This is a genomic window from Flavobacterium beibuense F44-8, assembly GCF_000769915.1.
In the GTDB taxonomy this organism is placed as follows: domain Bacteria; phylum Bacteroidota; class Bacteroidia; order Flavobacteriales; family Flavobacteriaceae; genus Flavobacterium; species Flavobacterium beibuense.
Genome location: NZ_JRLV01000001.1, coordinates 285,397 through 298,874 on the forward strand (window position 1 = coordinate 285,397; position 13,478 = coordinate 298,874).

19 protein-coding genes are annotated in these 13,478 nt (G+C 37.6%); all 19 read right to left on the reverse strand.

Annotated features, from left to right (window positions below; genetic code table 11):
- Window positions 1-75: 75 nt before the first annotated feature.
- From Q763_RS01375 to Q763_RS01465, 19 genes are read right to left on the reverse strand one after another with little or no spacing between them, the layout of a single operon-like run.
- A complete protein-coding gene (locus Q763_RS01375) occupies window positions 76-474 on the reverse strand; it encodes a hypothetical protein (RefSeq protein ID WP_035130271.1) in 399 nt (132 codons plus the stop codon).
- Between the two features lie 14 nt (window positions 475-488).
- Entirely contained in the window at window positions 489-2,777 is a 2,289-nt protein-coding gene (locus Q763_RS01380) for a zincin-like metallopeptidase domain-containing protein (protein ID WP_035130272.1), read from the reverse strand.
- Window positions 2,778-2,779: 2 nt separating this feature from the next.
- On the reverse strand, window positions 2,780-3,238 hold the full coding sequence (locus tag Q763_RS01385) for a hypothetical protein (protein WP_035130273.1): 459 nt from the start codon (window positions 3,236-3,238) through the stop codon (window positions 2,780-2,782).
- 3 nt (window positions 3,239-3,241) lie between these two features.
- A complete protein-coding gene (locus Q763_RS01390; protein ID WP_052123180.1) occupies window positions 3,242-3,721 on the reverse strand; it encodes a M23 family metallopeptidase in 480 nt (159 codons plus the stop codon).
- Window positions 3,694-4,251: a hypothetical protein gene (locus Q763_RS01395; RefSeq protein ID WP_035130274.1), complete on the reverse strand. Its 558-nt coding sequence runs from the start codon at window positions 4,249-4,251 to the stop codon at window positions 3,694-3,696. The genes Q763_RS01390 and Q763_RS01395 overlap by 28 nt, the downstream gene beginning before the upstream one ends.
- Window position 4,252: 1 nt before the next feature.
- Window positions 4,253-4,504: a hypothetical protein gene (locus tag Q763_RS01400; protein WP_035130276.1), complete on the reverse strand. Its 252-nt coding sequence runs from the start codon at window positions 4,502-4,504 to the stop codon at window positions 4,253-4,255.
- Window positions 4,504-5,883, reverse strand: a complete 1,380-nt coding sequence (locus Q763_RS01405; protein WP_035130277.1) for a hypothetical protein — start codon at window positions 5,881-5,883, stop codon at window positions 4,504-4,506. Before Q763_RS01405 ends, Q763_RS01400 begins: the two co-directional genes overlap by 1 nt.
- 57 nt (window positions 5,884-5,940) lie before the next feature.
- Entirely contained in the window at window positions 5,941-6,414 is a 474-nt protein-coding gene (locus tag Q763_RS01410; RefSeq protein WP_052123181.1) for a hypothetical protein, read from the reverse strand.
- On the reverse strand, window positions 6,414-6,869 hold the full coding sequence (locus Q763_RS01415) for a hypothetical protein (protein ID WP_035130278.1): 456 nt from the start codon (window positions 6,867-6,869) through the stop codon (window positions 6,414-6,416). Before Q763_RS01415 ends, Q763_RS01410 begins: the two co-directional genes overlap by 1 nt.
- An 11-nt stretch (window positions 6,870-6,880) precedes the next feature.
- Entirely contained in the window at window positions 6,881-7,306 is a 426-nt protein-coding gene (locus tag Q763_RS01420; RefSeq protein ID WP_035130281.1) for a hypothetical protein, read from the reverse strand.
- Between the two features lie 3 nt (window positions 7,307-7,309).
- The gene (locus Q763_RS01425) at window positions 7,310-7,798 is read right to left on the reverse strand and encodes a hypothetical protein (RefSeq protein WP_035130284.1); all 489 of its coding nucleotides are present in this window, start codon (window positions 7,796-7,798) and stop codon (window positions 7,310-7,312) included.
- 15 nt (window positions 7,799-7,813) lie between these two features.
- Window positions 7,814-8,035, reverse strand: coding sequence for a hypothetical protein (locus Q763_RS01430; protein WP_035130287.1), 222 nt, complete (start codon window positions 8,033-8,035; stop codon window positions 7,814-7,816).
- Window position 8,036: 1 nt separating this feature from the next.
- Window positions 8,037-8,834 carry a hypothetical protein gene (locus Q763_RS01435; protein ID WP_035130290.1) on the reverse strand — a complete coding sequence of 266 codons (798 nt, stop codon included), beginning with the start codon at window positions 8,832-8,834 and terminating at the stop codon, window positions 8,037-8,039.
- Window positions 8,835-8,837: 3 nt separating this feature from the next.
- Window positions 8,838-9,125 carry a hypothetical protein gene (locus Q763_RS01440; RefSeq protein WP_035130293.1) on the reverse strand — a complete coding sequence of 96 codons (288 nt, stop codon included), beginning with the start codon at window positions 9,123-9,125 and terminating at the stop codon, window positions 8,838-8,840.
- Window position 9,126: 1 nt separating this feature from the next.
- On the reverse strand, window positions 9,127-9,516 hold the full coding sequence (locus Q763_RS01445; RefSeq protein WP_157499262.1) for a hypothetical protein: 390 nt from the start codon (window positions 9,514-9,516) through the stop codon (window positions 9,127-9,129).
- 55 nt (window positions 9,517-9,571) lie between these two features.
- Window positions 9,572-10,144, reverse strand: coding sequence for a hypothetical protein (locus tag Q763_RS01450; RefSeq protein WP_035130312.1), 573 nt, complete (start codon window positions 10,142-10,144; stop codon window positions 9,572-9,574).
- 59 nt (window positions 10,145-10,203) lie between these two features.
- The gene (locus Q763_RS01455; RefSeq protein ID WP_035130315.1) at window positions 10,204-10,758 is read right to left on the reverse strand and encodes a hypothetical protein; all 555 of its coding nucleotides are present in this window, start codon (window positions 10,756-10,758) and stop codon (window positions 10,204-10,206) included.
- A 23-nt stretch (window positions 10,759-10,781) separates the two neighbouring features.
- Window positions 10,782-11,792 carry a hypothetical protein gene (locus Q763_RS01460; protein ID WP_035130318.1) on the reverse strand — a complete coding sequence of 337 codons (1,011 nt, stop codon included), beginning with the start codon at window positions 11,790-11,792 and terminating at the stop codon, window positions 10,782-10,784.
- Entirely contained in the window at window positions 11,792-13,267 is a 1,476-nt protein-coding gene (locus Q763_RS01465; RefSeq protein WP_035130321.1) for a hypothetical protein, read from the reverse strand. Before Q763_RS01465 ends, Q763_RS01460 begins: the two co-directional genes overlap by 1 nt.
- Window positions 13,268-13,478 lie beyond the last annotated feature (211 nt).

Sequence of the window (13,478 nt, forward strand, 5' to 3'; positions counted from 1 at the left end):
CTTGTCAATAGTGAAACTAATATAATAAAAAAAATGCTTAAAAAGCAATTTTTTTATCCGTACGAAGAAAGTCTTTTACCATCTTACTAATTTTCCGGAACTGTTTATATACTCCAGTGTATTACTTGGAATTTGGTTAAATTCACTTTGAGGTAGGTCATAAGTTTGTCTTGAACCATCAGCGTAGTACCCCTCTATACTTTGATATACCACTCTCTTACCATTAATCACCCTATACCAACCGGCATCGTTCGGGGTTCTCACTACACCACCTTCGTATTTAGCTGCAATAGCATTATTATTGCCATTAGTATTTCCAGTACTACCAGTATTACCTCCGGTGTTTGTGTTACCTCCGGTACTTATATTTCCGGGTGTGTTTTGAGTGCTGGAATCGCCAAAAATCTTGTCTTTAAAGGTTAACAAGGCTGCACCGGTTAAAAGTGTTACGCCAAGAATCATTTTTTTATTCATAACTTAGTTTTTAATTATATAACTTCAAAATTTAATTCCTCTATATCCGTTGCAACGGGTTCGGCCTCTCCTTCATTTTCAGTCGCAATGGGGTTGTAAATCGTACCGGTTGCTATATTGTACCTAATAGTTTCGATAGGTACTTTAGTGTACCTGTTTTTATCGAAATAGGCATAATTATCAGCAAAACGCGGTTCTTTCACCATTTTTATAATTATATCACCATCAAAGACAACTTCAGCACCTCCTTTGGTTCTACCGGTGGTAGTTTGCTGAAAAATTATTACGAAAACTTTACCGTTAAACTTCTTTCGTAAATCTTCATCGAGGTGAATAGTACCTACCATTCTTACAAGCTTTTGCCAACTGTCAATAAATATTACCTCGTAATCTTTAACAAGGCTGTATAAGTCTTGTGTGTCCTTTACGTCGGCAACAGTATCAATATTTGATTGTGCTGTGGGAGTTAGATACTTATCTACTTTTTCCTTTGCTAAGGAACTGGCCGGATGCTCTTCACCCGAAATAAACAAACAACGATTACCAGGAGTAGCAAAAGCGTTCATAAACTTGTATAGTGTCGTGGTTTTACCTGCTCCCTGCTCTCCATCCATTGTAATAACTACACTATGTTCGGGCTTACGTTCTACAGCTTGAAGGAACTTACCTGCTTCACCATCAACAGTATAAAATTCTGCCGGCACTTCATTTGCCGCTGCACCTATATTTAAAACTCGTGGGTTTTTAGTTGATGGTTGTACAACGGACGGTTGTATTACTTGCGGAACTGTTATGAGTTGTTGCGGTTCTGCCGGTGCTATACCATTAAGAACAGAACGTTTTTTATTACCGTTTAAACCAAAAAGGTTTAACTGTTCCGATTTAGAAGGTTGTTTTTTGCGAGTAGTGGCCGGGGTAGGCTTCAGAACTTTTTTTGATTTGGCTTTTGCTGCTTTTTCTTTTTTCTCTTTAGCCTCTTTTTCTTTGGCTATCTTTTTCAAATCATTGAAGTATTTAGGCTCTCCTGATTTATTGTACTCTAACACATAATCAGCTGCGGCCTGTGCCTTCGTTGCAGCACGCATTAAAAAACGGTTATCGTCTTGAAGGTGAGTAAGTGCTGTATTCCATGATTTAAGGTAAGCCGGATGATTTGTATTAGTATGCCATAATATACCAGCCTCGGCACTCAAAAAGGTTGCTGTAAATTCGGCAATCAATTCTTCAAAAGCATATTTCTTTGATCCTTTACGTCCGGTTAAATCCCTGTCCAGTCTTTTATTATATCCCGTACTATGGCCATATTCATGAAATAGCGTTCGGTAATAATCCTGTGAGGTTTCAAAATCCACAATATGTGGCATTTGAATACGGTCGGAGGTAGGTGAGTAGTATGCCCTGCCACCGCCAAAACCTAATTTTGGTTGTGGTGAAGGATAAGCTTTGATAATGGCTTCAGCTATTGGCATTTTATGCTCTTCGGTTGCCGGTAACTCATTTTCAATATATCCGTGTTTAAAGTTGTCAAGGTCAAAGTCGATGCCTTCAACGTCTTTCCCATTGAAAACCTTATAATATTTTAGGATTGGCAGTTTATTATTATTTGCAATCTGCTGGGGAGAAAGCCCTGCTTTAAATTCAGGAATATTACTTCTGTTTTCTTCAAGTAAAGCAATGAATTTTTTTAGGTTGTAACTCCCTATATCTACTTTCGTTGTAGGGTTGTAGTACTTATACAGTTCTGTAAAATACACAACAGGAATCCCTATACTTCCTTTTTTAAGTTTACCTCCTAATTCTTCAATTTGTTTAAATGTTAGGTAAAACGGGTTTTTTAATGGCTCAAAATCAGTAAGAAGATAACGGTTAATACCTCTGTACATTTTCTTTGAAACGAAATTAAAAGGTAATAGGTAGCCTTTACCGTATACTTTAGCATCCCATTTTTGTACATACCTTGGGGTATTTGCTTCCCGTATTTTTTCTATCATTCTATCGGTAATCATCTGATAAATTTCATCAGGTGAAACAGCTTTACCTAAACCAATACTTTCATTATCCGAATCCTGTTCACAGTCTAAACACTTTAAAAAGCTTTCCGGCACTGTATCTATAGCCGGAATAGTATTTTTCCTAAATCTGAAAACAGTATCATCCGGGTTACTTTCAAGTACATTTGTTAATCTTGCAGCTAACTTAAATTGTTCCTGTTCTACAGCTGCATTAATAAGGGTTTTTATTTCTTCCCTTTTAATATCTTTACGCCTCCCTATGAGGCCATTAAATTTTTTTACTACTCCCATAATTAGCCCTCTATGTAATATTCTTTTCCTAATATGTCAACTACGACAACAAATGTTAGTTGTTCCACTGAAAAGCTTTCAATACTTAATGCATTTTGAATTACAATGTTTGATGAAATCTGAAAGGGAACGTTTTTTAATTCAAATGAGTTGAAAGCCGGTATGTTTACCATGTTCAGGTTTAGTGTGGCCATTCCTAAAAAGTGACCGTTACGGTAAGCTAAAACCCTTTTAAAACTGGCAGTACTTCCGGCATTTAAAGAAAATGCTTCAGTAGTTGGGTTTTCAATAGTTAGGTCAAGGTTAAAAGTAAAGTAGTCTACCCCAATCTTTACATTTCTTAGCCCTGAAGGTTGGATTTTCATTTGATTAAAAATTTCCTTCAGCTTTTGAACTTTCCTGTAACTGGCATAAGCAATACCGCCAATAATAAGACCGGCAATAACAATAGTTTTTTTCATTACTTAAAATAAGTCGGTTGGGTCAATTAATTGATTTAAACTGTTCCTTACTTCGATATGAACATGATTAGTCATTGCAGCCCCATGTTTTGCACTGATATTTTGTGCTACCCCTATTTTATTACCGGCAGTAACTACTGAAGGGATTGCAACTGTAGGAGACATATAAAACATTTTAACCTTATATTTTTCGTTCACAATTTCAACCCCGGTATAACTTAAATCACTTGCGTAAGGGTAAGCTATTCGTGTTACCTTTCCAGTTATAGGTGAATATATATCCTCACCCGGAGTGGCTATAATGTCAATGCCTTGATGTGTATGTGTTCCCCTTCGTGCGCCAAAAGAGCCACACCCCAGCGGATCGCATCCTCTTATTTTTTGTTTTTTCGTAATTGCAGCTAAAGCCTTGTTAGTGTTTGACATAAGAATAAGTATTAAAGTAGCTGCAACGCCTATGTAAATAATTTTTTTGGCAGCCATGATTTTAGTTTAGTTAGTAAATAGTTAATTAGGAACAATGCAGAAACCCATCCGAAATAAGCACTATACTTGTAGAAAATAGGAATTATGTAAACAGGTACTTCCGTTACTACTTCTTTTTTTTCCTGTTTGAACTCCTGTTGGTGCTGTTCGATATTTTCACTTTTAGTAGCCGCTATTTGGGCTAAGACTTCTAACGTTTTGTTATGCTCGTTGTAAAGAAGTTGATACCTATTGTTTCCGGATTCAATTTCTCTGTTAATACTGTTAAGCATTTCCCTTATTCGGGAATTGCAAATGCTATCACAGTCAGAACTACCGGTTTTTACATCAGGAAGATAGAAAGAGGTTCTGTCTTTTATTTCTCCGTTAATCTCTGTAAGCTTTTTAAAAACCTGTTTAAGACTGTCAATGTTAACAGTAGATGTGTTTTGTTTTAGAAGCTTTTGATTACGGCATCCTGAAGCCGAAAAAAGTAAAAAAAGGATAATTAAAAAGCTTACTGGCCAAGTGTGTTTTTTTGTTTTCATGTTATGCTGCTTTACAATGTTGGCACTTATTTTTCCATCCCTGTAATTCAAGGCGTAAGGATGATATTTCGGTTTTCATTTCAGTGTGCCTTTGGTTTGTATCCTGTACAAATGTGGCATAGGCTTTTTGCAATTCCTGTATTGCTGTGCTTTCTGTTATTTGTACTTGTGCTTTACGTGATGACCATGCTACATAAACACTTACAAGTGTAGTACTGCCAAAAAATAAATTTAATAAGTGAGAAATATCCATTATGGTTGTGTTGGTGTTAAGTAGTATTGTGGTTCTATTCCAATCCATATTCCGTCAAATGCTGTTTTACGATAGAGTACGGGAGTAGATACATTAGGGCAAAACACTTCAAAACCCTCAAAAGCATTCGGGTAAAGTGTATTTAATTCTTCAGCGGTTTGAAGCTTAACAATGTTGTTATTTTGGATTTTAGCTGTTATAGATATAATTCTGTACTCCGTTCCGTCATGGATAACTTCAATAGTAGTTCCCGGAACAAGTATTATGGAATCCTTTCCGTTTATAGTTCCGTTATTTGTTACTGATAAGGTAACATTGCCGTTTCCTGAAACTTTAACAATAAAAACTTTGCCTTTAAACGATGCTGCTCCACTTAGCTGTATATTGTGGCCATCGTCCGGGAATAGTTCAATGTAATAGTCTTTAGAGCCTACACCGCTTGCACCATTATATAACTTTTTGACATAGCCCCATTGACCGCGAACAAAACCGGCATCGGGTATTGTTCTATCATACTGTACCATCCATTCGTTATTGTCAAGCTGATACTGAAAGAACCTTCTTATCTCGGTATGGTCATTGTAAAAACTAATACCAGCATCCAAATAGCCATTTTGACCTACACCAACTTGCAGTTTTGCAAGAATTGGATTTGAATTATTACTGACATAAAATACCGGCGAATTTTGATTAGTTCCGTACATATTGAAAATGACACCCGGACTCATAAAAGAGTAAGCATTGGCTGTTAATGCACCGTTTTCCTGTAGTGTATCCATCCATGATGGTGTTCCCATGTCAGGAAGTTGGCCAACTCTTAATTTCTTATCAGAAGTAACTAATAGTATATCTTTCGGCTGTATTTCATCATCTGGGTTAACAGCGGGTACATTTAAAGAAACATCAAGTTTTTTTCTAACGCTGTCGTAACCCATAAGGTCATAATCTTCAGTATTAATTTTCGGAAGGAAGTAAACCGGGATTGTTTCGTTAAAAAGAAAGTACTCACCTGTCAGCTCGACGGGTTGGCCGTCTATTGTAAGATATATTTTTGTATCAAGACCTGTATCGTTAAACTCATCATCAAATATTTGTACCATTGACCTATCCTCATATCCCGGAAATGGTACTTCAGTATACAAATCCATGTTTCCGGTTTCTTCAACTTCATCGAAAAAGAAAGGGATAAATTCAGCTGTTGGAACGCCATCAAGATTAAATTCTGAAAGATTATTTAATGAGAATGATTTGCCGCCCATGTCAACAGTTCTATCAACATTTGAGGCGTTATCTTCAATTCCAAACTTACCGCCAGTACCTTCGTTGTTTCCTTTATTAAGTAAAAATGCGTCAACCCCTGTTCCTATTTTTCCGCTCATTTCTTTTATAGATTTTATAGCCGATAATAATGGCCATGATTAAGGCTAAAAAAAAGATTAACCTTTTGTTGCTACTTTTTTTTTAAGTGATATTCCAAGAATTGCGATAGCATCCTGATAATCGGATTCCGTTATTAAGGCTGCGTACTGGTTTCCATTTTCTACTGCTGCAATGATTTTGCATAGTGCAATAAGGGTTTCCTGACTTAGTTCGATTGCAATTGTTGGTGAAATCCCTAATGTTTTTGCAACCGTTGCAACGTAACCGGCAGTATCGTTTTCAAAAGCTGGTGATAGCACACTGATAAGTCCGGTAACAGTATTATTGCCTTTGTTTACCTTGCTAATAATGTTTCGCATCATAGCCCTGATACCGTAACGTAACTCGGTAAACTGTTCAAATTTTCCGTCGGTATTTTGTGAGTTAGGTACTTTACCCTGCCAGTTCTCATTTGTCAGGATGATGTTACCCGGGTTATTGTTTCTTAAACCTCGGGGATAATCTTTATTATTTAAAAAGCTTTTTGCCATTATACAGTTACTATTTTTGCTTTGGGTTTTGGTAATGCTTTAGGCTTTGGTTTAACCGTTGCAACGGTTTTACTTTTAGCGGTTTGTTTCTTTTTGTCCTTATTACCTATAACTATAGCGGCTATAGCTGCTACTGCTAACGTTCCTACTGTAAAATATAAGACTGTCTTATTTGACTTTGGCCGTGTTACTGTTATTACCGATTCATCTATTGGATATAAAGGAATTGCTATAGGTATATTTTTAGCTAAAAAAAACTGTTCCTTGTAACCTGGGCTTGTTATTTTAATTTTGGAATTTTCATTATCAGCGAAAAAAACAAAGCTTCCGGTATCTTCAGTACTAAGTATGTTAGCTATTTGCTGACCATCACTGTTTATCTCGGCTATTATTGCTTGTTGGTAAATTGGGTAGCCATCATCACCGACAACTTTCCCCGTAATTTTATAAGGCATAACTTTTGTTTTTAGGTTAATTGCGGATATTTCAGTTTAAGCTTATTGTATTCGCTCGTGGTTAGCTCGCTTTTAAGCCACACCGGTAATGGTTCTAAAGGGAGTGGATTCCACGGCGTTAAATTGATTTGATTACCTAAATACTTGTTATAGCTTTGTTTTCCGAATTTTTTAATTACTTGGTCGAACATGATTGCATTTACATTTTTTAATGCAAGTAATATGGCCTCTTCATCAGTACCGCTTTCTTTCATAGCATTGTATAAACTATCTGCTACGACTGAAGGGTTTACCTGAATACAGTTCTGACCGTTGCCAGTGGGGTCACATTCTCCACCTGAATTATCGGTTTTTTTCCTTAATACAAAATATAGTATCGTGCCGGCTGCTATTACGCCGGTTGTGGCTATGATTATTTTTTTTGTTTTTGCATCCATAGGTTAAAGTATTCCGGGTAAGATGAAGTTTATCTGTGTCCTATCGTAAGAGCTTGTAAATTGGTTGTTAAGCCACTCTGTTAATGTCATATCACTACCAATTGCCGGCGAACGTTTTCCGAAGGCATTAAACACCTCTACATAACCATTGTAATTAAGCCCTGCTAATGTTTCTAATACAGTATCAAGATTGGCACCCCAACCGTGCATAGCTTGATAAAGTGCTTCAGCTTTGGCTTTGGCTTGGTCTTTAGTAATGTTAGATTTTGGGTATTTTGAGTTTGTGGCCATGCTCACAAATCGGTTTTTATACATCCTGTAGGCTATATAACCACCAATACTTAAAACCGCCACTATAGCTGTTATTTTTGCGACCTTTAATGTTGTATCTATAGCACCGCCTATGGCTTGTTGCCCGGCGGGAGACGAAGCAAGTGCAAGAGCCGCCGGGTTTGATAAGCCTTTTTGTTGTGTGTTTTCTTTAACTGCCATTAATTGATTTTGGTTTTAGAACATTGATTTAAGCAAATTCCAGTTTTTTTTAAGTGCTTCCCTTGCTTTTGGGTTAATCATTATTTGTTCGATTCGTTCTTGGTCTTCCATATCAAGGCGGGAGAAATCCTGAAGGATTTTCTTTTTTTTCTGAAGGTCAAAGACATTTCCGGCCTTTACTTCAAAGTTTAGATTCACTTCTCCACTCATATTTTCGGTATTATTAGTATTTGACATTTTAAGTTTGTATTAGATTGTTTGTTTGTAATAGTTTTAATAGTTCAATTGAAAAGGGTTCGTTTTTAGTCATACCCGTGAGTACAGCTTCTAAGTAGTACACTATACCGTCACTTTGGTTTTTTAAGGCTTCTATCAGGTGTTTTTTTGCATCTGATAGGGTTTCGGTTGTTTCAGTGTCAGAAGAGCCGTTAAGGCCGCCCTGTGCGCTTTTTGACTGTGACAACATGCCCATTACAGTTGGGAGTGCGCCAAGAAGTTCAGAAACAAGTTCTTTATTCCCATTAGCTTTGTTGTCGGAAAAATCACGCTGCATTATTTCTTTTTCAAGACTTGCAACCTCTTTTTTTAAGTTTTCGTTTTCTAATTTTAGCCTATCGTTTTCAGTAGTTACCTTTGGGTAATCCTGATAGCGATAAGCCATGTCAAGGCCATTCATCCCGGCCATAAGTCCAAAAATGGGGTTTTGGCCGGATGATGGCTGGTTCAGGGCAGGAGAGTTTGAAACTACAGGAGTAGCTTCATAAGAGTGTTCACCTTTGGGGCGAAGCGATAATTTAACCGGTTGGCCATCATCTTTAAATGACGTACCGTTTTTTCTTCGAGGATTGATAGCGATTTCAGTATGACCTTCTTCAACTATTTTATTGAAGTATTTTTCTACGCTCCCGGCTTCTTCAACCATTTGCGATGCCATTCTGTTTGTACATACTGTTTTGTATGTTTCTCTGTTAGTAATGGTAACGGCAAAATATTGGTCGTTTTTTAGTTTTTGAATTATGGTTTCGAGTTGCTTCATCTCTTAACATGCTTGCGGGTTATAAACTCTGTAATCTAAAATGGCATATTTGCTATTACCATTGAATTTGATTTCAATGGTAAGGTTGCAGGCTGTACCATCACCGGGAAGGTTATAAGACATTGGAACACCTATTTCCGGGTTAAAAGCCGGTACAGGGCGAGGTACATCATTAACAACAACTGTTATTGGTTCAGAACCATAGTTAGATATTGTTAAGCTTGTAACATTCTTTAATTCCGTTTTATAATCACTTCCTATATTTCGTGAGATAAGGCCTGTTTTTTCCATTTTAGCATTGTTGAGTTAAGTCGTTTTCGTAAATTAATACTAACTGACATTTAAAATCTGATTCAAAGGGCTGGTCGCTATTTACTTCAAAATCATACATTTTTTTACCTGTTTCAAAGTATAGCGGTTTGCATCCCTCTTTATATCCGGCCTCTCTACTTCTGTAGTTTCTTATATCAGCAGGTGCAGACACTATTTCACCGTTTTGATTAGTGATTTTTGCTGTTACAAAACCGGGGTTTGTTGCATCATTGGTATAAATTACGCAACCTATTACGAGTCCTGCCATTGGTTGAAAGCTTACAGAGCCAAATTGACTGCCGTTTGCAATGGTCAGGTTTACGACTTCTTCTTGTTTTTTTAACATGACTTTTTGAATAACAAAAGCCAAAAGCCGCAGCTTTTGGCTTTTTAATTAACAAACATTAAACTAACCCAAACTATGGTTATGATTTTGTGGCATCGGAGAAATCAAATCCATCCAGTTCAACTTTAACAGCCATACCAGCGGCAGCTGCACCAGCTGTTAAAACCTGAATGTCAAAAGGCACACCCGGACGGATAAGGAAAGGAATTACAGGCATAAACTCAACATCTTCAGATAAAGAATAGTCATTCTTTGTATATGCACTTATCGGGTTGTTGAAAAGGTCTCCCGAGCCTTCCTGTGTGATTTTAATCTCACCGTTTTTAAATGGGGCAGGGGCTTCATTTTTATAAGTTGCACTTAACAGGGTTACGGCATCTGTAGTATCGAATTGTAAACGTACACCGGTCACCAAGAAACTACGTCCTTCGTTAAGCATATTACCGTTATCAAAGTTCGTACGGCCTATAGCTTTTTTTGTTCCTGATTCGATTAACCTACCGTCCGAGGTGATGTCGTTTGTTCCGGTAATGGCAGCGGTAAAATAGGTCTTTCTTTTAACCTTTTTACCTGTTGGGCTTAAAGCAACGCCATTACCTTTTTCAATACTTGGTAATAGGCCGATTATTTCTGGAAATGATAAATGTTTCATTGTATTGTTTTTAGAATTTTTACTTGATTTTTTTAAATTTTGATCGTTTGATTTATGAGTTAGGCACTTGCAGGGGTAGCCCAAATATCTTGTGAGTTCCAAATTTCACCACCGGCCAAACCAATACCGTTATCAACTCTTTCATTCTCTAAAGCTATATCTGTTTTTACATAGCGAGGGGAGAAGGAAGGCGCGTTATACATAAGGCCTTTAGTTTCGTTGCAAGGGCAACCTAAGCCGGCAATTTGAGCCACTACTTTTTGGGATTTTGTTGTGGCTGAAACTTCAGGTGTAACACCAGCGCGAGAGGCTAATGTTTTAACTACTTCTAATCCCTGTACTACAGTGATACCGATACATAAACCTTTTACAAGTGTTGCAGTAAGGTCTTTTCCGTCAATGAATACAGCAGCTGTACCAGCAGCGGCGGACATTGCTCCGCGCTTAATTAAAGCTGTGTTTTCCTGTTTTTTGGCGGCGGCGGCATCTTCAGTAGCTTTGTTTTCGTGAATTAACCCGAAAATCCCACGGGAAGCAGCACCACCGGCAAGGACACCACCAGTTAATACTATGGTGTCTTTCACTTTGTTTCCTGATGGTTTTTTTAGTTCCATGTAATTATGATTGTTTTAAATTTTTACTTGTTTTTAGTAGCCTTCTTTGCAATCGGTTTCTTTTTTTCCTTCTTTTTGGAAGCCGCTTTTGTAGCGGCCGCAGCAAGGGCAAGAAGTATTAAGCCGCCAACTACTATTTTTGTTGTTCTTGAATTTTTAGAGTTGTTAGGGGTGTTTTCAGGAACATCTGTTATAATCTCTACGTCTAATACTTCGTCATCTTTTCCAGTAGTATCGTTTGTTCCTTCTTTAGTCGGAATACCTCCCGTGTTAATTGGCACTTTAGGTATGGTGATTACTCCACCCGGAAAGGTTGGCAAGGTGATAACACCGCCCGGGTTAGTTGGTAGCTTAGAAGGACTTATAACATAATTTTGGCTAATAACCGTTGTGATTGGTGTCTGGCTAAAAAGAGGCTGGAAATTATAATTGTTAATAGCAAAATTGACCTCTTTAATTGCAAGTGTAGTCGAACCTTTTACCTTTTCTAATCCCTTTACAGCCGCATTGTGTACAACCTCTAAAACAGTATAGATATAGGCGTTTCGCTGCTCCATTGCGTTTGCTGATAGTCCAACCGTTGTAGTTGCGTTGTAGTGGTCTTGTATAGCATCTATCTTATTTAAAACAGCGTTTATGCCTACGAGTACAGATTTAAGGTCTTTTAACTGTAGAGCTGCATCCACTTCGTCCAGTAATTTTTCAGCAAAAGGGTCAAATATTAAAACCCATTTGTTTAATATTTGCTGTTCAGAAGCGGTAATGTCGACCGTTGGTAATAATATACTTCCGTTAAGTCCGGAATCTACAAGAGAAGTGTCGATTTGGTCTGCAACCCAATTAAAGCCCGCTTGCACATCATCGGCCAACCAAGCTAAAAGGAAACTTCCTTTTAATTTATGGTACATCTTATCACCTACCTTTCTAATAACACCACCGAGCCATTTACCTACTCTGATTTTTTTTCCGAAAATACGAAGGCCTAAACCCGGTATTTGTTCCGGGCTGTAAAAGCCCTGTTTTACTAAATTCATTACTTTTTGCTTTTAGAAGTTGTTTCTGTTGATGGTTCGGGTTCGTCGTCTGTTTTTTCTTTGGGTTTAGCAGGCTTATCTTTCATTTCAGAAAACAGTATTGCAGCTCCGGCACTGAATATCAGAAAGCCAGCAATACCACTACCTACACCGGCTTTCATCACATTGTTACCCTGATTGTATGGAACTCCCGTTGACGGGTCAACATTATTTCCCGGGTTATCGTTGTTGTTGCCGGTATTATTGTTTGTAAAAGAGGCTACAACTGATGTTATTCCCTGAAGGAATTGCCCTAAATCAAAACTTTCCTGTGAGTGGTTAGCCGAGATATATTCTGTAACAACAAACTGCTTTACTTCTGTGGTGTTAGCCTTCGGGGTTAGCTTTATTACCTTTAAAGGTTGAACCTGGGTTATATCACTAAGAACATCAAAAGAGATAGGAATATCAAAGGTGTTGTTAGGCACACTGTCTGTAGTTGTTGAAATATCAAAGTAGTACCTTAACCATTGCTGGAAACCATTGTAAACAATATTATGGTAGTAGATACCTAAATCCTTATAAGCGTTTACAGCTGCACGTGAGCAACTTGATTTCCAACCACCGGCCGCTTTTAGTTCCGAATGGCTTTTTATCTGAAGGGAAATCCTGAAAAGAGCATTTACATTATCCAAAAGAGCATCGTCGCCGTATCTTACAGACATATTCGCTTTGTAAAACATATCATCAAAAGCCATTGCAACGTTAGCAAGCGTTTGGTTAAAGTGGTTCATGTTTAGAGAACCTCCAATACATGAAAAATTCCATGAGCCGGAGAAAAGTCCTTTAATATCGTTGAGAGATACACCCGCAACGAGCGGTTTATCCATAACACCTTTCATACCCGGGTGCGCGCCGTTTAAGCCGTAATGTTCCATATCCATAAATAAATCACTGTTTTGTATATATGCTGATTCCTGAAGCGTTGCAACTGTTCCGTCAATTACATAGTAACCTTCTTTTAGCTTGCTGTTTTTTTGGTTTTTAGGTACAACTATATACACATGCGTCCATAAGTCAGGTAAGAAACCGGGTTGTTTTATTCGCCTTATATAGTGCTTAATGCCGAGGTTGGTAAGAATACAGCTTGCAACGATTGAATAACTTTTACAGTCTATCCCATCAAATCGGCTAAGCCATGAACATGAAGGGCTTCGGAGATATTGGATAGCCTTATCTGCCTTGTACTGGAAATGGTCATAGCACCATTTATGTATTTCGTTGCAGGTTCGTTGCAACGGTTTATTGCTGAAGTGTTCAGCAACCTTTGACATTTGACTGTAATACTTTTTAACCATAACTGCCATTTCATCTACTGAAAAATCAGTTGTACCTTTACCAAGAAAAGTGGCTTTGCAGTTGGTTTTTGGTATTAGCTTATCAAACTCGTAACCGGGTTTAACCTCTCTATGTAGTAAGTAATCAAAATCGTTCATTGGTTGCTGAATCACATTGCAAAGATGCGAATAGAGCTTTTTTAAATGTTTGATTTTGCCTTGTTTATGCTGGTTTTGACAATCTTTGGAAACCTTTGAGAACCTTTGCAACGGTTAGTTGCAATAGTGGAAACAATGAAAGCTATTAGTGCATCTAAATTATTTTATTTATCTGGGAAGCAGAGTGAAAATATTAAAATTAAAAGAAGAA